Here is a 16646-nt window from a genome sequence, read left to right as displayed (position 1 = left end):
GATGGAGTTTCCTTCCGGTTTCAGTGATCGGGTAGGGGCTTGGGCCGTCCGGGCGGCGGATGCTTGGCGGTATCGGAGCCGCCCGGAGGGCCGGTCAGCGGTGGTTGTTCATGAGTGAGCGGATGACCACGGCGAGCAGCGCGAGTGACCCGGCGGTGATGGCGATGGCCAGGAACATCGAGGTGAGGACCGCACCGCCGACCACGACACCTGCCGCGACGGCGAGCGGCTTGTTCTTGACCAGCTCCAGGACTGCGCTGGTGTGAGTCGCCGGGGTGGTGGCCGGCCGGGGCGCGGGAGTCTTGTTCTGTTGCGGAGCCGGGACGACGGCATGGGTGGTCGCGGTGTAGGTGTCGGGGGTCGGGTACTTGGGCTTGAACATGACGGATCTTCCTTTCGGGCCTGGTTACTTGGTGGTGCCGTTGACGACGTCGACGCCGTTCCTGGTGCCGGATTCGATGGCCGGGGCGAGGAAGGTGTCGGCGAGAAGGAAGCCGCCGAGGAGGAGCACGACGATCAGCCAGGTCGGCGGGCGCAGCATCTTGATCCCGAAGTAGCCGAAGATGGCGACCACGAGGATCAGGGGCAGTTCGAGGGTCACGAGGGTTCGGTCCCTTCAGTGATCTGGTGGGCGATGGCGTCGGCGAGCTGCGGGGCGACGCCGAGGCGGGTGCGCAGCGTTGTGGGGTCGATCGGGCTGCCGGTGGTGGCGCGGTGCGCGTCGGCGACCTTGCGCGCGTGCGCCAGCAGCGCGGGAGGCACCGCGATGGCGGGAGGCAGAGCCGCAACCGGAGCAGCCTCGGGAGCCGGGACCGGAGCGGGTGCATCGCGGCTCACGGCGATGTCCGGAGCCGGTCCGGCACCCGGAGCCGCATTCGGCGTCTCGGGGCGCGAGTGCGTTGGGGTGTGGACGAGGAGGGTTCCGCCGAGGAAGGCGAGGGCGGGCCAGCCGGCGACCAGGATCCGGAGCCAGGCCGGAACATCGGTCAGGTCGAGCAGCCCCGCGGTCGCGACATTGGCACCCAGGGATGCGGCCAGGGCGACGGCGAACCAGGTCCAGGCGGCACGGGTCGGGCCACCGGCCGAGCGGAGGATGCGCAGACGTCGCCAGGCAGCGACCAGCAGCAGGTCGACGCTGATGGGGTAGGCCCAGGCTTTCCAGCCGTCTTGTCCGGCGGCGGCGGCGATGTCGTGCAGGTGGGCGAACGACAGCGCACCGGCGATCACGGCCTGAACGAGTACGGCATCGGGCCGGACGGAACGGGTCGAGCGGGTCACGGGTCTTCACCTCCTTCACAAGGGGGTTGGGGCCGGGGCCGGGCGGGGCTCACAGGTCCTGCCGCCCGGCACCTGGCGGGGATCTAGTCGGGGGCCTGGCCGGTGCCGAAGCAGGTCAGGCAGAGGGCTTCCTGCCGGTCGCTGCTGTCGCGCTTGCTGCGGGTGCCGACCTTGAAGGACTCGGAGACCTGGCCGGTCTGGCAGTCCGGACACGGTGTGGGCTTGGGCTTGGCCGTTCGGCGGGCGGCGCGCTTGGCTGCGGTCACGGGGTTTCTCCTTTCAGGCATGGGAGGGGTAGGGACGTGGCGCGAAGACGGTCACGCCGACCGGGGGAAAGGGGGGTGCTACCAGGACTCGGGGACCGTCACCGTTGCGGCAGCCGGCGCCGGAACCGGAGCGGGGATGCTGGCCTCGGGGCGGAACGGCTCCAGTGCCGGAACGTTCGGGGTGAGGTGCGCGAACTCGCGGCACACCGCGGCGACTTCACCCAGCGTCGTCCTCGGAGTGCGGATGCGGGACCAGCCACCCGAGGAATCACCCGCGATCGCCGTCCCGGCGCGTTCCGGGGCGATGTTCGTCGCGGCGACGACGGCGAGTTCGTTGATGTCGCCCAGGCCCATGTCGGCGGTCTGCTTGTCGTTGCAGCGGTGCACCACCCGGCCGGTGAGCTGGGCCCGCAGGGCTGTTGCGCCCTTGCCGAGTTCGGAGCCGAAGCGCTGCCCGCACACCTCCAGATAGATCCCCACCGCACGAGCGAGCTGCGCGAGACGGACCAGCTGAGTGACCATGCGGTCCCGGCGCGCCGTGTCTGCCCTGGAGGTGATCAGGAACAGTTCGGCGATCTCATCGATCAGGACCACGATCGGGACCGGGCGCAGCTTCTTCGGCAGGCCCCAGATGTCCGAGGTGATGTCTTCCAACTGGGTGCCGGGGCCGATGCCCTGGTGCAGGCACAGCAGGTCGAACCGGTCTTCCATCTCCGCGACCAGGGCATCCAGCAGCCCGTCGGCCTGATCAGGGGTGATGGCGAGTGCGGTCAGGCGAGGGGCGAACGGGGTCTGTTCCACGCCGCGTTTGCAGTCGATGCCCACGATGGCGACATCCAGCGGCGCGAGGCCTTTGATCAGGCAGCGTTGGTACATCGACTTGCCCGACTTGTTCGCGCCCAGGGTGAGGCCGTGCGGAATGTCCTGGTAGTCACGGACGAACGGCAGGCCGTCTTCCCGCAGCGCCACGGTGACCGACAGTGGACCGGTGGCGAGGCGGCGGGGAATGCGCACCCGGTCGAGGATGTCGAAGCCGGTCAGCCGCAGGTCGACGACACCGGGCTTGATCTCGGCGACGTGGACGGAGTAGATGCCCCAGGCGTGCCGCAGCCGTTCGGCCGACTTGACCACGTCTTCCGGAGCCAGCCCCGCAGCGAGCCGCAGACGGAGCCGGAGCCCGGTGGTGGTGGGGCGTATCCCGCGCACCTTCGGGATGCCGGGTCGGGACACGGCGTCGCCGGCGGACAGCTTATGGGCGAAGACCCGCCACCAGGGAGGGGCGACGGTCAGCTCACAGGCTTCCATCGTCCGGCGGTAGGAGGAGAAGACCCGGTACAGGGCGGCCGGGAGACCCACCACGGTCCAGTACACAGCGGGGGCCTTGACGCGGGCCACCAGGAGCAGGGCGGTACCTATCACCGCCAGCGCTAAGAGCGTTCCACCGCTCATGGCGATCAGGCCTTGCCGTTGGAGGCGGCCGGAACCTGCGCGGCCATCACCGCGGTGGCGCGGTAGCTGATGCCGTGCCCGAAGTCGTTCTCCCACGGGCGGGCCACCAGACCCGGCAGAGCCACCGGCACACCGGGGAACAGGTCCGGCTGCACACCGTCCTCCGCGACCACGATCGTCAGCGCGTCCGGCCGGCCATCCACGATCACCGCGACGTTCACGTTGAACAGGGTCTTGCCGGACTGACGGTCGGTCGCGACCTCACCGGTCTCCCGGTTCTTGACCTTCGGCTCAGGGGCCTGGATGAGCATCACCGTCATCACGGCGGTGTCCACGGGGATCTGACGCATGCTTTTCACTCCTTGGTTGAATGACTTAACGCACTTAGTGCGTTAACTAGCTTCCACGTTGCACCTGTATCACTTGGTGTGTCAAGTGGCTGTGCTCGACCGCTGTCGGCGATATGTGCTGCACTAGGTACGACAACCGCGGAGAGGGGTTATGGCCGAGTTCACTGGACGTGCGGCGTACTTGCAGATCGCCGACGAGATCAAGAGGAAGATCCACGATGGGGCGCTAGTCCCTGGGGACAAGATCCCGTCAGAGGCGAAGCTGATGGAGGAGCACAGCGTCTCGCGCACGGTTGCCCGGCAAGCGATCTCCCGCCTTCGAGAAGACGGCTACGTGATCTCCCATCAGGGCAAGGGCAGCTTCGTTGCTCTGCCCAGCGAGGACAGAGAACGGCACAGCCCCGAGTTCACCCAGATCACGGAGCATCTTGAGGAAGTCCTTCGGGACGTACGGCAGTTGGCAGCGCGCATGGACCGACTTGAGGACCTTGTGCGTCAGCAGCCGCCAACGCCCTAGTGATCGCGTCGACTCTGTACGCAAGATCCGCCACCTCCTCTCCAACTCCACTGATGCGTTCGATCAGTTCCAATCGCTCTGCCGGGGTCAGTGCCATCGCTGGGCCTCCTCGCTCGGAGTGACAACCCCTCGGGTTGTGAGCAACGCTAGAACCGGTTCGCGGCCGGACCCCGGAAAATTTCTCCGGGGTCCTCTGAAGAGGCGGGGGGACGCTCTTCCCATGCGAGGAATGACGACGAACCTGACGATCGGCGAGCGAGTCGCGTGGTACCGGCGGAGGCGCGGCATCTCACAGGAGGTCTTGGCCGGTCGGGTCGGCCGTACGGTCGACTGGCTCAGCAGGGCTGAAAACAACCGCTTGGAACTGGACCGGCTCTCGGTCATCAAGTCCCTAGCTGACGCCCTGGACGTGACTCTTGGCGATCTGCTTGCCGAGCCGTCGCTCATGGACTGGACACCCGACAGCGGCACGCGCACTGTGCCGGCACTTCGGTCCGCGCTGATGAACTACCGGCAGCTCACGCCACTTTTGGGCGTGCCAACCGTAGGTGAGCCGACGCCACTTGGCGACCTACGTACGAACGTGGTCGAGGTCTGGGATGCCTACCAAGACTCCCGGTACGGATTTGCAACGCACCGCCTGCCACTGCTCCTGACAGACGCGCTCATCGCAGTGCAGTCGTACGAAGGGCAGGACCGGGAGACAGCACAGGACCTCACGGCACTGACCTACCAAGGCGCGGCCATGGTGCTCACCAAACTCGGGGAAACTGACCTAGCTTGGATCGCAGCCGACCGCGGCCTCACTGCTGCTCAGCAGACCGGCAACCCAGTCGTGACTGGCTCTCTATTCCGGTCAGTCGCTCACTGCCTGCTCTCCAATGGCCGATTCGATGCAGCCGTACAACTCATCAGCGACGCAGCCGACTACCTCCGCCCCCAGCTCGAGGGGGTCGACGTGTCGCCAGGGTTCCTCTCCATCTACGGGACGCTCTTCCTCACCGGATCGATGGCAGCAGCCCGCGCCGAGGATCGTGCGGCTACTCGTGACTTCCTCGCCGAGGCTGACCAGGTCGCACAGCAGCTCGGTGAGGACGCGAACCACATGTGGACGGCGTTCGGGCCGACCAACGTCGCCATCCATCGAGTCGCCACGGCCGCCGAGCTGGGAGACATGCAGATCGCCATGGATCTCGGGCCAGAGATCGACACCAGCAGCCTTCCGACCGAGCGCCGAACCCGGCACAACATCGAGGTGGCTCGCGCGCTCAGTGCCCGTAACCGCACGGACGAGGCGCTTAGCATGTTGCTCGAAGCCGAGAGCTGGGCCCCTGAGCAAGTGCGCAGTCACTACCTCGCCCGTGAACTGGTCCTCTCGTGGGTGCGGAATCAGCGGGGCCGACCGAGCCCGGCCTTGGCAGATCTGGCTCAGCGACTGCACGTCTTGTGACATAGGTACGCTCGACTGCATGGCGGAGAACGAGCACGAAGCGAAGATGGCGCATCCGCGTATGGCCGCGGGTGCGCTCTTCTTTGATCCCACTGGACGCGTTCTCATGGTCGAGCCGTCCTACAAGGACTACTGGGACATCCCCGGCGGGTACGTCGAGACTGGAGAGTCCCCGCTCCAAGCTGCCGCTCGCGAAGTCCGCGAGGAACTGGGCATCACACCGTCGCTTAGCCGCCTGCTGGCCGTCGACTGGGCCCCCAATCCCAACGAGGGCGACAAAGTCCTGTACCTCTTTGAGGGCGGACAGCTCGCACCCGAGGAGTTGGCCCGGATCACCCTGCAGCCGGACGAGTTGAAGAGCTATGCGTTCCTTGACCCGTCCGAGATCGATGAGCGCACGATCCCGCGGTTGGCCCGACGCATTCACGCAGCGATCGAAGCCCGGCTCGCGGTGGCGCCTGTCTATCTCGAGCACGGGCAGACGCCCGGGTCAACCGCCGCATAGCCCGGCACAGACAGACAGGCTTTTTGGGGTGTGTCCAGGTTAGAAGGCATGAATGGCTCGGTAGCCCAGCTCAGCGACGGCCCACAGCCCGACCATGAGCGTCCTCATGCGAGCGCCCACGCCCTGCGGTGTCGGGCGACCTGATAGACCCGCTCGACTTGCTCCAGACTCAAGGCACCTTTCAGCGGGCCCAGGGCTGCGACCTCTCGTTCCCGGTAGACCCGAACATCTAGCAAGGTGGCGACTCGCTTCAGTTCGCTCACTCCAACGAAGACGATGACAGGCTCGATGGGTACCTCGAAGTCGCAGTGCCGGCCGAGCACCTTCTGCACTCGCTGCGCTTCGGCGCGACTCTTGCGAGCGTATGGATGCGGTTTGCCGTGGTTCACCTTGACGGAGTCGTCTCCAACCCAGACTTTCGCGTTCTGGTGGTGCTTGGTGTTGATGCTGAAGACTCCACCCGGCCCGATGAGCAGGTGATCGATGTCGACCTCGCGAGGCAGGGGAACAGAGTGCAGCACACGCCAACCTCGGTTGGATAAGCGCTGCAACTCAGAGCCGACGCGGCGCTCCCCAGCCAGGCCTTTGCGCCAGGAATCCCACTCAGAATCGCGACGTAGCAGCCAAGTAATCGCCCGCTCCACAGGGCCAGGTCCGGCCGCCGCGAGCTTGGCTCGTAGGGCAGCGCCTGGTCGATTAAGCGCGAGGTCATCCTGGACAGTTAGCGGGGGGAGCAGCGGGGCCGGGGGACGCGGTGGTGGAGGTGAGGCGGGCACCGCCAGGGGTAAGTGATTCGCGAGAACTTCCATTGCGGCGCCACGGTGCTCCTCGCGCAGGATGGTGATCCTGCCCGTGCCCCGGTCGAGGAAGGCCACGGCCACACCATTGGGAAGGTTCGCGTAGAGCCGATCATGTCCGTATCGCTTCCACACTGTGATCTTCAAGTCGCTCACGCAAGCCCCCCGGCATCTCTGTATCGCCCCACAGACATGGCAACAGCCGAGGCGCGCAGCCACAAGACCGCGTCCGCGGACAGAGTTTCCCTACGTCATCAAGTGCTCGCTTCGCTCGCTGCCCGACCGAGTTCGGGCAGCGAATCATTGCCAGCCCGGCCGCCGTCACGCAGCACAGCCACAACGGGCCCGGCTTTCTCCCCATGCCCGCCATGCGCCCGAGTGGCCCCGGAAGGCTGCAAAGACACCAGGCCCAGGGCATCGGAGGACGGGCGGAAGCTCGGGAGAACACCACAGTTGACGCTTGGGGCGTCTTCATTCCCGGCCTCCTGAACAGCGATGCTGTCTGACACGAGGTCAGAGGTGCCGCGCACAGCGCGGCGGCGCCGGCCGGACGCCGACGCGCTTGCCCCTCCATGTCTACGCCACCGGGGCCGCACGTCGTCGCCCGCCCGCGCCCACAAGGGGGCGAAAAGACCAGGCCGGGGGTGGGGACGGACGGCTCCACGGCTTTACCCACACTCCCCGATTCGGGACCCGCGTCGAGCAAGACCAGGGGGCCACTCGGACACATTGCGGGCAGGGGACAAGCCTGCCCGAGTAGCCGGCAAGCGTACGGCCCCCTGATCATGCCCGACCCCAAACCGGGCAGGACACCGGCCAAAGCCCTTCCGCCGACCTCTGTTCCGCGAAGCCTCCTCACCGCAGGGGTCTGATGCCATACGATAACGGCCAAGAAAGGGAGGTACGTCATCAGATGATTGCTTTCGCCATCGGCAGCCTATTCCCGCAAATTAAGGGTTCGGAGCCTTACACCTCTTGGGCCGATGAAACAGAGAAGACGCTCAACCTAATCCCATCAATTAGAGATCTCGAAGTGAGAGGAGGGCGCGAAAGGTTCTCGCTCTTCGGCCTCCACGAGGAAGTCGACGATGGTAGCCTAATTCGTCATCCAATACCTCAGCATGGGCGAATTTCATTCATTCTGAACGTTCCGGCCAGAGTGCAGAGCCGATTGAATCCATGGGGGGACATTTCGGCAGGTAATGGCATCGAGGATTTTCTGGTCGTAACTGAACTCGATCGCGATTACCCCTATACCTACGTGCTGATTTCTGGGACAGCGGAGATCCTGAAACCCTCCGGCGCTGTCGTCGTTGTACGTGAGTTCCTAAAGGAGGAAATCGACAAGCTAGGCGATAGATCGACTGTCAGGCTTACCGCGCTGGGTCCTAGCCCATTTCACGCAGAATTCTACATTCAGCCAGGGAATCTCGGCGAGAAGGCTGCTCCTGGCCTTGGTGTCGCAAGAACCCATAGCCGGTGGTATGACAGATTGGATTTCTACTTTGATGAGGAAATTGCTGGACCCGCGCAAGCCATGGAGGAGATCTCGAAGCAGTTCGGTCCAGAGTTCGCAACTTACTACCTACTGACAGCAGAAGGGGTCATCAAGCAGCGCAAAATGGAGAGCCTCACTGACGATACCGAGGAGGCGGTATCCGCATACACGAGAAAAGGGCTTAAGAATTGGCTTCGCAGACTCTTGACGTCCCGCGCGAATCTAAGAAACCTGAGTCTCGAAATGTTGAGAATTCAGATGAGTATCACACGAACTCAGCAGAGTAATAATGAAACACTTGAAGGCCTCAAAGAGGGGAGGGAATTTCTGCTCCTTGGGAGAGAATTGAAGGAGGTGTCTGAACTTAACTACGCCAACGAATTGGAAAATTCTGGGGCAATTCTAAAAGTTCTTGAATCTCAACATACACAGACAGTGCAGAGAGTGACGGCGTTCGCCGTGTCACTTCTCGGTGTCATGGTAGGCGCATTTCTGACGGCAGCGCTGCGGAGGTAGCCCTCGACTCACCGCCGTTGCCCGTTTGCCGGGCGTACAGCAGCGAAGTACAGCAACCAGTGCTACAGCATCCGCCCCGGGGCGGCCCCAGGCACCACCTCGGCTGACCAGTTGAGTGGACCTCAGCGACCGCCCCGCCGGTAGTTCGCATCGAGGGGCGCAGTCTGGTCGGCGACTTGACACGGGCATTGGGACTCCACCGACCTCGGGTTACTACGCGGCCATCACCATGTTCTCAAGGGACTCCGCCGGCCTCAATGCAAGCTCCCTAAAACAGGGGATGCTGCTCCGAACTGGGCGATTCCGCTTGAACTTGAATCACTTCCATGGGGATCAACTCAATGCGTTCAGGATCGTATAGCCAGTAGTAGCGGCCTTCGATTTCCTGTCTGCCTGTCACCTTTATCGCCATGTTGTCACGGTGGGCATCCATGGCTAGGTCGTAATCTTCTGACTTTAGGCGCACGCGCATCTTCTTAGCTGTACTGCCCGACAAGACGTCTACGCGAATTAGCCCTGGGCGCCCAAATTGGGGCCTCTCCAGCAGAGTCACAGCACCCACTACGGTCACCTGCTGCGGCCGGGATGTCGCTGCAAGGATATTGCCAGCCGTTTCGAGCACTGGATAGTCCGCCGGAGAAAATTCCAATTTATGGGACTCTGTACGGGCGGCCTCAAATAGGTCAGCGGCAACATTCATTTCGATGCCGACCTCTGCACCATCTGAATCTCTTACCAGGTCACGCACCGCTTGTGTGATCTCGAAACAAAAACCTCGATTGACATTATCAACGAATCCCGCACTGGATCCGGTATTGGCGTAATGGTCGACAACTTCTCGGGTTGTCTGCAGCACATCTACCAGGCCACGCGTGATATCCCGACCGGTGTGTGTTCCCGTTGCGGGAAGCGTGTCTCCGGGACGAATCTTCTTTTCCGTGAAGATCTCCGCAGGTGGAGCGTATGCGGTCACAACATAGCTGCCTACCTCCGTCTGACCCATCAATACGGACTCAAGGAATGAGCGAGCTAGATGCGCGTTTGAGTTACCAAAGTACGCGAGTTTAGACTTGCGCGACTTCGCTGCGACAGTCATCGATTTCCGTGCAGCAGCGTGCAAGTCTTCGCCCGCCAGCCATTGAATCGTACCCACGTACGTCCTTGCTTCCTTATGAAACTTCATCTCGTCGCCGAGGGTTTGGACCGTGGCGGCTCTTTCTAGCAACGTCCTTAAGCGTGAATCTCCTAGCTTCCACGCCTGTGCGACGGCTTGCGCAAAGAGGTCGGAGTAGTCAACTAACTCATCATTCTGCGGGAGGAGAAGGCCTCGCTCAGCCTCACGGCCCGCCGGCCGCCAACGGCTATACATGTTCGTTTGGCCGCCGAACTTCTCCCAGCCGTTGACCTCGAGGAGATGGGCTAATTGTGCTTCGCTGATCCGAGAAGCGATTTCCGTAAACTTAAGCGAGTTCACGGCGCCCCTCCCTGTCCAATTCTTTCCATGATCTGGCAGAGTGCCACATCATCGAATATTTGGGCAGTGGACACGCGGACTGCGGTGTGGTCTTTTCCAGATGATTCCTTACCGGTGACACTGCGCCAATAGGCACAATGACGCAAAGAGAGATAGTCGTGACTCGCCTCCACCCATCCGGCGAAATCCTTCGGCACGATCATGGCCACCAATATTCGATGCACCGCGACGGGAGTGCGGGCGAGCATTTTGAGGCGATCGTTGCTCAGGTTCACGGAAACAAAGCCATTGGGAGGGTTAGGGGCGGAAGTCCACGTACTTTTTAGTTGGATCTTCAAGTCAATCTGGCAGTCGACCACGTGCAAGGTGGACGAGTGGGTTAACTGCCAATCGATGCCGTCATCTGGTTCCGGTTTCGCCATGGTGCACCCAGAGGCGGCCGCGACTGCCCGGAGGTAGCTGTCCTGCAGCATCTCCATGCGATCCGTCTGCCGCAGGTCGCCTCTCAGCGGCTCTGTCGGCATCTGTGCACTTACGCTGAGCATGTGTTGTGTTCTCCCCCCGGAGCGCCAGGCCCACACGGTAGATGGCTACTCCACGGGTTGGGTAGACCACTTCACGGCCTGTGCGTAGATCGTGACAACATGTTTGGACTACCCATGTGATCAGCGAATACTCCAACTCTCAGGTCGCCTTCATGACCTAGGCGGGGCGATATGCCACATCTGCGCCCCATCGGCGGTCAACGACGGTTCGAGGGGGTCGAGTTACGCCGCTGATCTGCGACACCCAAAGCAGTGATCACGGCACACCATCACTCTCGTGGCAGTGATGACGTGACAATCTCCAGTGCTGGGTCGCTCCAACCGAGAACGTCCCGCCATCCAGGCGGCCTCTCCCGCCGCATACGCACCACCCGCATCTCCTAGGGTGATCGCACCCTGACCAAGTGTCAGTACCTCCTGCTTTCATGGGCCGTTCGGTGACCAGACCATGAGGGGGAGGCAGCGGTGCCGTACATCCAGCCCTACACGAAGGCAGACGGGACCTACGTCCGTGGGCACTATCGATGGGCAGCAGGAGCGCGCCACGAGATGGCGATATTAGCCGTGGCCGCGGTCGCGATCGTCGGCATAGGCAACGGCGACATCAGCACCGGCACGGGAAGCGGCCAGGCACCCAGGCCGCAGAAGACAGCTACCTACCCGATCACGTTTCCGGACAACGGTCGGGCGGTGGAGCTTCGTCCACAGAAGTCGGTTACATACCCGATCCGTTTCCCCAAGGTGGAGCGGAAGCCCGTGCCACGGCGGTCCGTGTCGTACCCGGTCCGGTTCGAAACCAGCGGGAACGGGCAGTGACCCGCCGCCGGCCGCCAGTGCGGCGGCGCACGTCCCGTAGGAGCAGGCGAAAGCAGCAGGTAGAGGCACAGGCCGTCGCCTATGGCCTGGCTACTATCGCGGCCATCGCGCTCTTCGCCGCAGTGGTCAAATGGATCGATGACCACCCCTGGGTGTTCCTGGTGGCTCTCGTCCTCGCTGCGGCCGTGGTGGGCGGATGGTTGTACCAGCGCCAGCAGCGGGCGCAGTGGGAGCAGGTCCGGGCTCGTGGCCTGCGGTACGCGATAAGTCAGCTGGACGCGCTCCATCATCGGGAATTCGAGCACGCCATACGGGACCTGATGAAGCGGGACGGCTGCGCTGATGCGGTACAGGTCGGCGGGGCAGGCGACAACGGAGCAGATGTGAAGGCCACCGACCCATTCGGGCGTCGCTGGGTCATCCAGTGCAAGCACCGCCGCAACGGCCTGGCCAGCTCACCGGTGGGAACCCCCGACCTGCATGTCCTCAACGGCACCGCCCGCCAGCTCCACGGTGCAGACGTTGTGGTCCTCGTGACGAACGGCCGCTTCACCTCCGGCTGTCCCCCACTGGCCAAGTCACAGAAGCTCCACCTGGTCGACCGCAACCTACTCGGAGAATGGGCCGCCAGCGGACGACCACTGTGGGATCTCCTCCGAGCGGTGCCACCACCACGGCGCCCGACAGCGCTGTCATAGATCCCCTGGACGGATGAGCGCGCCGACGGACTTAAAGCCCTCGGCCGAGCGGCGGCCAACGAGTGGCCGTGAGCCGGAACGGCCGGAACGAGATCTTTGGCCTCGCGGACTCCGATCACGACCTGGTGGTGTACCTGAAGACGCCCATGAGTGGACGCGGCCTATTCGTGGACGGGCAAGGTTTCGCAGGCTGCGGCTAGGCTCCTGACCTGGTGAAACGCCTGAGACGCACGGGGCCTCCGGAGCCGTGTGCGCAGGTTCGAATCCTGCCGGGGGCACCCTGTATGAGGTGCCCAAAGACCCCGCCACCAGCGCTTCAGCTGAGGACGGGGTCTTGGCGTATGTGCAGCCGTATGCCGCTCGCAGCGGCCGTATGTCGGAAGGCGCGTCCTAGGTGCGGGATGGATCATGGAGCGCTTGCCCAGATCAGTCGCCCGAATGACGAAGGCCCAGACGAATCCAGGGGGCGGGGAGCCTCTCGCCGCTCACTCGTAATCACGGAACAGGTCCTCGATCTGAAAGTCCTCAGCCAGTCGCTTTGGCGATGATGCGGTCCATCTCCTCCCGGCCGAAGGCCCGCAGGGTCGTGGTACGGACGTTGCCCACTCCGCCGACCTGAAGGAGCGCCGCAGTGGCGGTCTCGTCGTCGGGTGCCTCTACGACGGCCACGAGGTCGTAAGGACCGACGGTCCAGTAGATGTTCAGGACCTCTGCCCCGAGCCTTTGTGCCGCTGCGGCGAAGGCCTCGGCGCGCTGCGGGGTGTCCTTGTAGCCCCGGACCCCCTGATCGGTCCAGTTCAGCAACGTGACGTACGTCGGCATGGCCTTTCACCCCTAGGAAGGAGACACAACACATCGTGGGTCAATTCTGGGCATCATGCGCGTAATGCGCATGAGAAGCGCGGCAGAACGGGTGATACGGGCGATCAGCGGTCGAACTCCCCGAGCGGTGGTCAGCTCGGCGGCACGAATGAAGGTGATGACGGCGGGGGCGGACGGCGGCAGCAGTCGGCGGCCCTCACGGCGGTGACGTCCGCCGGTCGGGCCGGCGTCTTACAAGGGCTAACACGGTGACGTGGAAGGCTGGCGACGCCTCGGTTCATGACGGCCACCCGCCGAACTGCCAGTTGGGAACCTCGATGTCGGCGTACCGGTCCGGGGTTGGGACGGCGCGTGCCGTGTCGGGGTCCGATGCCCGCACCAGCACCGCCCAGCCAGGGGCGCCGTCGTCAGACAGCAGCGGCCCGTACGCGATCAACTCGTCCTGGTTGGGCGGCACGGCGAGGTCGGCGGCCTGGCCCGTGCCGAGGCCGAGCATCAGGTACCGGTTGCCACCGGTGCGGCCACCGGGGAAATCCCACATTGCGCGCCCCGACGTGTTGGGTCACCCACGCAGCAGGACGTCGCGGTACATGCCTGCCTGATAGCTCGTCGAAGGCGAACGCGGGTCTCATCCGAACGACCGTGAACGGGGCTGAAGGAGACGGGGCGGGTCGTGCTGGACTGGCGAACGCACGTGATCGCCAGTGGGAGCGAGCCGTCGTGCTTGGGAGCGGGATGCTCAAGTCGCGGACCAGAGACGGCGGTAGAAGTCGGTCCGGTACGGGTCGGGGTCGATTCCGTAGGCGTCGAGGAGCGTGTGCTCCCAGCCGGGGCCGTAGTTCCACTCAGTGCTCCAGGTGGCAACGGCCAGGTCGGCCCATCGGTCGGCGACACCGAGGGCACCCATGTCCACGTGTCCGGACCAGGTGCCGTCCTCGTGGAGCAGCGTGTTCGGTGCGCAGGGGTCGCCGTGGCACACGACAAGGTGGTCGATCGTCGGAGGCGCGGGCAGGTCCGCGGGCACCTGGATGCCCGCGAGCTGGGCGCGTTCCAGGCGGCTTTCGATGGACCAGCTGAAGGGGCAGTCGGCCACGGGCAGCCGCTCGTGCAGGGCCCGCAGTCCTGCTCCCAGCGCACGGACGGCCGTTCCAGGATCTGCCTTCCACCGGGGAGTGACGGCATTCTCGCCGGGAAGCTCATGGGTGACGAGCCAGGCTCCGGCCCGGTCCGCTCCGTGGTCCCGTACGCGGGGCACGGGCGTGAAACCGCCGGCCCATTGCAGGCGTACCGCCTCGGCGGTCAGGTCCAGCCCGGAGCCTGCCGGCGCCCACTTGGCGAACAGTCGGCCATCCCCTTTGCCGATCTGGAAGGTCAATCCGCCCAACTCGTTCTGCCACACGGGCAGCAGTGGCCGGTCCCCGGTCAGGTCGGCGATGCGCGCAGGTACATGCACGGTGGAAGGCGGCGGTCCGGAAAAGGCCATGAGCGCATGTTTTCCTCCGAGTCGAGCTCCAAGCGAGTGGTTTTCTCCGGCGCACCCTGAGCCCGGGAATCACCGCGCTTCCGCGCTTCTACGGCCAGATCTGGCTCCTGACCAGGGGCAACGGGTGCTGGAACCGGCCCTGGGAGCCTGGGCCGGCATCTCCCGTTGACCGAGCCGCGGCCGCGGTCATGACGACAGGAAGCGGTACATGGCCTGGCCGTCGGCCTGAGCCTCGGAGTCGCGCAGTTCCGTCCAGGCCGCGTGGTTGGGATCCTGAAGAGCGCCCGCCAGTGCCAGCTTCCTGCGATCACCCTTGGTCAACTCACTTTTGAGAACCTGGGTTGGCCGGCAGCGAGAGCAGGAAAGCCAGATCACGGTAATGCTTGGCCTTTGGAGCGGTGGGGATGCTCAAGGCGGCCGCTTTGCCGACGATCGCACCCAGCAGGCTGGGACGACGGATGACGCCACGTCGCTCGCCCAGTTGAACGCCGACGCTCTCGCTCCGCTGCATGGCCTGGCGCCCTCCAGGAACTTCCAGCGTTACGCCTGGAGGCGTGGTGGTGAGGTCAGCCCTTTTGCCAAGGTTGTCCGGGGCGAGCAAGTCAACAACGAGCTCTCCCACGTCCCCATCGCGCTTGTACCTGTGCGCCTTGCCCTGCGGCGACACACCGGCGGACTCGAAGCCCAACTTCTCCAGCGCAGCGACAAGCAGACGCAGACTCTGCTGTTGAGACACCACATCGGCCAGCACATCAAGATCGAGGCTCGCGGCAGGCGGAGTTCTGTCGTGTTCCAGGCCGTGCATCAGCACCATCTGGCCACCGATCAACGTCCACGACTCCGTGACCTTCTCGGAAAGATCCAAGAGAGTGCCCCAAAGTCCCACGAGCGGCCCGGTGAGCAAGTCCGATTCGATACGAACCCGAGCTTGTGCCACTAACTGTCCGCCCCCCTCAGCTCGTGGGATGCCAGCAATGATTCAAAAATGCCTGCCGCCGCGGCACTTGCTCGATCTTCGTGCGCGTCGAGCAGGTCGGCCGCAACCACGGGAGCCGGAGCATCCCTCCCTTCCTTTGCTCGCCGAGCAGCCGAAACAAGGAAGGGCCAAGCACTGGCAGGCGACACGCGAACGACAAGGTTGCCGTGCTGGGCATCCGGCACCATGCCGAATGCCGCCTCCAGTTTCCCGACCATGTCCGGGTGTACGTAGACCTCGGCTCGGCCTGGTGCAACGTAGTCGGCCCCGATGTGGGGAGCCGCACTGGCCCCGGCGCGCACCACGTCCGCGTCTTCGAGCAACGCCGGCAGCAAACCGCGGTGCACGCGGTAGCGCCTCACTTCAGCCCTCGCCGCGAGAAGCTTTCGGATGCGCGCCACCGGCAGATCTTCTTGAGCCGCCAGGTTCCGCAGGCGCGCGAGCAGACGGGAGCGCTCCGGATCCGACAGGCCGGACGGGCGGCACCCGGCAAGTATGGCAAGTGCTCCCCACGCGTTACGCGCAGACAGAGGCCGTCCCGACTCAGGAGCAGCCACCTTGCGATCTTGCACACTCCGGGCGTCAACGAGCCATCGCCCGCCGACCATCGAACCTTGGAGCTTGCCCTCATGGAGTAGCTGGCGCACACGCGAGTCGTCCACGCCCAGGCCCTCCGCGGCCTGCCTCACGGACACGAAATCCACGTCACACCTCCTTGCGCGTACCCTCACGGAAGCAGGAGGGAACACGCAATCAGTGTCAGCCCTTCCAGCAGTTGCGTCAAACCTCTCGTAATCGGGAGAAAACCCGCAAGGCCAGCATCCGGATCGCCTCCGAGCATCTGCCCGAAACGCGCCTTTCGTACTGACATGCGAACCTGATAGTGCGTATCGTCCCCGATCCGCTACAGGAGGCACGATCGTGAGCAAGAAGCAGAGTCGGCAGAACCGCGGTGCCCGCACTGGCGGACATGAACGCAGCGGTGCGGTGGAGACGAAGGAGCAGGCGCAGAGATCCGCCGCGCAGGAGACCGTGCACTCGATCTCGGAGCAGGTATCCCATAAGAAGCAGAGGAAGTTCGGCCACAACTGATCTGAGGCGAGCGACCGACCGCCGTCGAGGCGCAGCAGTGGCGCCCCGCGAGGGGGCCACGACAGAGGGCTGCCCCGACGAGTCTCCCGGATGGTGGTCGCCGACTCCCGGAGC

General features: G+C 64.4%; 21 protein-coding genes and 1 pseudogene. 7 read left to right on the top strand and 15 right to left on the bottom strand.

The genetic code is table 11. The annotated features are described in order from the left end of the window. Positions 1 to 94: 94 nt before the first annotated feature. The 6 genes from OG966_RS27735 to OG966_RS27710 form a co-directional block, all read right to left on the bottom strand. A complete protein-coding gene (locus OG966_RS27735) occupies positions 95 to 382 on the bottom strand; it encodes a hypothetical protein (RefSeq protein WP_326652605.1) in 288 nt (95 codons plus the stop codon). Between the two features lie 24 nt (positions 383 to 406). After that, positions 407 to 601 carry a hypothetical protein gene (locus OG966_RS27730; RefSeq protein WP_326652604.1) on the bottom strand — a complete coding sequence of 65 codons (195 nt, stop codon included), beginning with the start codon at positions 599 to 601 and terminating at the stop codon, positions 407 to 409. Then, positions 598 to 1278, bottom strand: coding sequence for a DUF2637 domain-containing protein (locus OG966_RS27725; protein ID WP_326652603.1), 681 nt, complete (start codon positions 1276 to 1278; stop codon positions 598 to 600). Before OG966_RS27725 ends, OG966_RS27730 begins: the two co-directional genes overlap by 4 nt. An 83-nt stretch (positions 1279 to 1361) precedes the next feature. Continuing rightward, positions 1362 to 1544, bottom strand: a complete 183-nt coding sequence (locus OG966_RS27720) for a hypothetical protein (RefSeq protein WP_326652602.1) — start codon at positions 1542 to 1544, stop codon at positions 1362 to 1364. 78 nt (positions 1545 to 1622) lie between these two features. Next, complete coding sequence (locus tag OG966_RS27715) at positions 1623 to 2993, bottom strand: FtsK/SpoIIIE domain-containing protein (RefSeq protein ID WP_326652601.1); 1371 nt, start codon at positions 2991 to 2993, stop codon at positions 1623 to 1625. Positions 2994 to 2998: 5 nt separating this feature from the next. Continuing rightward, on the bottom strand, positions 2999 to 3343 hold the full coding sequence (locus OG966_RS27710; protein ID WP_326652600.1) for an SCO3933 family regulatory protein: 345 nt from the start codon (positions 3341 to 3343) through the stop codon (positions 2999 to 3001). A 151-nt stretch (positions 3344 to 3494) separates the two neighbouring features. Between OG966_RS27710 and OG966_RS27705 the strand changes: the two genes are divergently transcribed. From OG966_RS27705 to OG966_RS27695, 3 genes are all read left to right on the top strand, one after another. Then, positions 3495 to 3860, top strand: coding sequence for a winged helix-turn-helix domain-containing protein (locus OG966_RS27705; protein ID WP_326652599.1), 366 nt, complete (start codon positions 3495 to 3497; stop codon positions 3858 to 3860). Positions 3861 to 4089: 229 nt separating this feature from the next. After that, positions 4090 to 5310, top strand: a complete 1221-nt coding sequence (locus OG966_RS27700) for a helix-turn-helix domain-containing protein (RefSeq protein ID WP_326652598.1) — start codon at positions 4090 to 4092, stop codon at positions 5308 to 5310. Between the two features lie 19 nt (positions 5311 to 5329). Continuing rightward, positions 5330 to 5815 carry an NUDIX hydrolase gene (locus OG966_RS27695; protein WP_326652596.1) on the top strand — a complete coding sequence of 162 codons (486 nt, stop codon included), beginning with the start codon at positions 5330 to 5332 and terminating at the stop codon, positions 5813 to 5815. Positions 5816 to 5919: 104 nt separating this feature from the next. Here OG966_RS27695 and OG966_RS27690 read toward each other — a convergent pair whose 3' ends face one another. Further along, positions 5920 to 6624, bottom strand: a complete 705-nt coding sequence (locus tag OG966_RS27690; RefSeq protein WP_326655398.1) for a nuclease-related domain-containing protein — start codon at positions 6622 to 6624, stop codon at positions 5920 to 5922. 901 nt (positions 6625 to 7525) lie between these two features. Here OG966_RS27690 and OG966_RS27685 point away from each other — a divergent pair. Continuing rightward, on the top strand, positions 7526 to 8626 hold the full coding sequence (locus OG966_RS27685; RefSeq protein WP_326652595.1) for a hypothetical protein: 1101 nt from the start codon (positions 7526 to 7528) through the stop codon (positions 8624 to 8626). Between the two features lie 268 nt (positions 8627 to 8894). Here the strand turns inward: OG966_RS27685 and OG966_RS27680 are convergent, their stop codons facing one another. Beyond that, positions 8895 to 10100 (bottom strand): hypothetical protein, encoded by a 1206-nt coding sequence (locus tag OG966_RS27680; protein ID WP_326652594.1) that lies wholly within the window; start codon positions 10098 to 10100, stop codon positions 8895 to 8897. Then, the gene (locus tag OG966_RS27675) at positions 10097 to 10579 is read right to left on the bottom strand and encodes a DUF4365 domain-containing protein (protein ID WP_326652593.1); all 483 of its coding nucleotides are present in this window, start codon (positions 10577 to 10579) and stop codon (positions 10097 to 10099) included. Before OG966_RS27675 ends, OG966_RS27680 begins: the two co-directional genes overlap by 4 nt. 615 nt (positions 10580 to 11194) lie before the next feature. On the opposite strand from OG966_RS27675, the gene OG966_RS27670 reads away from it, so the two are divergent. Together OG966_RS27670 and OG966_RS27665 are read left to right on the top strand one after the other, a co-directional pair. Continuing rightward, on the top strand, positions 11195 to 11461 hold the full coding sequence (locus OG966_RS27670) for a hypothetical protein (RefSeq protein WP_326652592.1): 267 nt from the start codon (positions 11195 to 11197) through the stop codon (positions 11459 to 11461). Next, positions 11458 to 12159 carry a restriction endonuclease gene (locus tag OG966_RS27665; protein ID WP_326652591.1) on the top strand — a complete coding sequence of 234 codons (702 nt, stop codon included), beginning with the start codon at positions 11458 to 11460 and terminating at the stop codon, positions 12157 to 12159. The genes OG966_RS27670 and OG966_RS27665 overlap by 4 nt, the downstream gene beginning before the upstream one ends. Before the next feature lie 525 nt (positions 12160 to 12684). On the opposite strand, the gene OG966_RS27660 is transcribed toward OG966_RS27665, so the two are convergent. The 6 genes and pseudogenes from OG966_RS27660 to OG966_RS27635 form a co-directional block, all read right to left on the bottom strand. After that, positions 12685 to 12981, bottom strand: a complete 297-nt coding sequence (locus OG966_RS27660; protein WP_326652590.1) for a GYD domain-containing protein — start codon at positions 12979 to 12981, stop codon at positions 12685 to 12687. Between the two features lie 277 nt (positions 12982 to 13258). After that, positions 13259 to 13588: pseudogene (locus OG966_RS27655) on the bottom strand (YciI family protein); the annotation flags it as partial. A 132-nt stretch (positions 13589 to 13720) separates the two neighbouring features. Beyond that, a complete protein-coding gene (locus tag OG966_RS27650) occupies positions 13721 to 14464 on the bottom strand; it encodes an aminoglycoside 3'-phosphotransferase (RefSeq protein ID WP_326652589.1) in 744 nt (247 codons plus the stop codon). Between the two features lie 186 nt (positions 14465 to 14650). Beyond that, positions 14651 to 14785, bottom strand: coding sequence for a hypothetical protein (locus tag OG966_RS27645; protein ID WP_326652588.1), 135 nt, complete (start codon positions 14783 to 14785; stop codon positions 14651 to 14653). Position 14786: 1 nt separating this feature from the next. Continuing rightward, positions 14787 to 15329, bottom strand: a complete 543-nt coding sequence (locus tag OG966_RS27640; protein WP_326652587.1) for a hypothetical protein — start codon at positions 15327 to 15329, stop codon at positions 14787 to 14789. A gap of 71 nt (positions 15330 to 15400) precedes the next feature. Beyond that, positions 15401 to 16144 carry a type IV toxin-antitoxin system AbiEi family antitoxin gene (locus OG966_RS27635; RefSeq protein WP_326652586.1) on the bottom strand — a complete coding sequence of 248 codons (744 nt, stop codon included), beginning with the start codon at positions 16142 to 16144 and terminating at the stop codon, positions 15401 to 15403. A 217-nt stretch (positions 16145 to 16361) separates the two neighbouring features. On the opposite strand from OG966_RS27635, the gene OG966_RS27630 reads away from it, so the two are divergent. Continuing rightward, positions 16362 to 16532, top strand: coding sequence for a hypothetical protein (locus tag OG966_RS27630; RefSeq protein ID WP_326652585.1), 171 nt, complete (start codon positions 16362 to 16364; stop codon positions 16530 to 16532). Positions 16533 to 16646 lie beyond the last annotated feature (114 nt).

Origin of the sequence: Streptomyces sp. NBC_01750 (genome assembly GCF_035918095.1) — a bacterium.
Classification (GTDB): Bacteria; Actinomycetota; Actinomycetes; order Streptomycetales; family Streptomycetaceae; genus Streptomyces.
The sequence above is the reverse complement of the archived record's forward strand: the minus strand, read 5'-3'. Positions and strand labels throughout refer to the sequence as shown.

Coding starts and splice junctions, on each gene's coding strand:
- OG966_RS27705 (WP_326652599.1), top strand. CDS start 3,495: ATGGCCGAGTTCACTGGACGTGCGGCGTACTTGCAGATCGCCGACGAG.
- OG966_RS27715 (WP_326652601.1), bottom strand. CDS start 2,993: ATGAGCGGTGGAACGCTCTTAGCGCTGGCGGTGATAGGTACCGCCCTG.
- OG966_RS27735 (WP_326652605.1), bottom strand. CDS start 382: ATGTTCAAGCCCAAGTACCCGACCCCCGACACCTACACCGCGACCACC.
- OG966_RS27695 (WP_326652596.1), top strand. CDS start 5,330: ATGGCGGAGAACGAGCACGAAGCGAAGATGGCGCATCCGCGTATGGCC.
- OG966_RS27660 (WP_326652590.1), bottom strand. CDS start 12,981: ATGCCGACGTACGTCACGTTGCTGAACTGGACCGATCAGGGGGTCCGG.
- OG966_RS27685 (WP_326652595.1), top strand. CDS start 7,526: ATGATTGCTTTCGCCATCGGCAGCCTATTCCCGCAAATTAAGGGTTCG.
- OG966_RS27650 (WP_326652589.1), bottom strand. CDS start 14,464: ATGGCCTTTTCCGGACCGCCGCCTTCCACCGTGCATGTACCTGCGCGC.
- OG966_RS27670 (WP_326652592.1), top strand. CDS start 11,195: ATGGCGATATTAGCCGTGGCCGCGGTCGCGATCGTCGGCATAGGCAAC.
- OG966_RS27710 (WP_326652600.1), bottom strand. CDS start 3,343: ATGCGTCAGATCCCCGTGGACACCGCCGTGATGACGGTGATGCTCATC.
- OG966_RS27700 (WP_326652598.1), top strand. CDS start 4,090: ATGACGACGAACCTGACGATCGGCGAGCGAGTCGCGTGGTACCGGCGG.
- OG966_RS27690 (WP_326655398.1), bottom strand. CDS start 6,624: ATGGAAGTTCTCGCGAATCACTTACCCCTGGCGGTGCCCGCCTCACCT.
- OG966_RS27675 (WP_326652593.1), bottom strand. CDS start 10,579: ATGGAGATGCTGCAGGACAGCTACCTCCGGGCAGTCGCGGCCGCCTCT.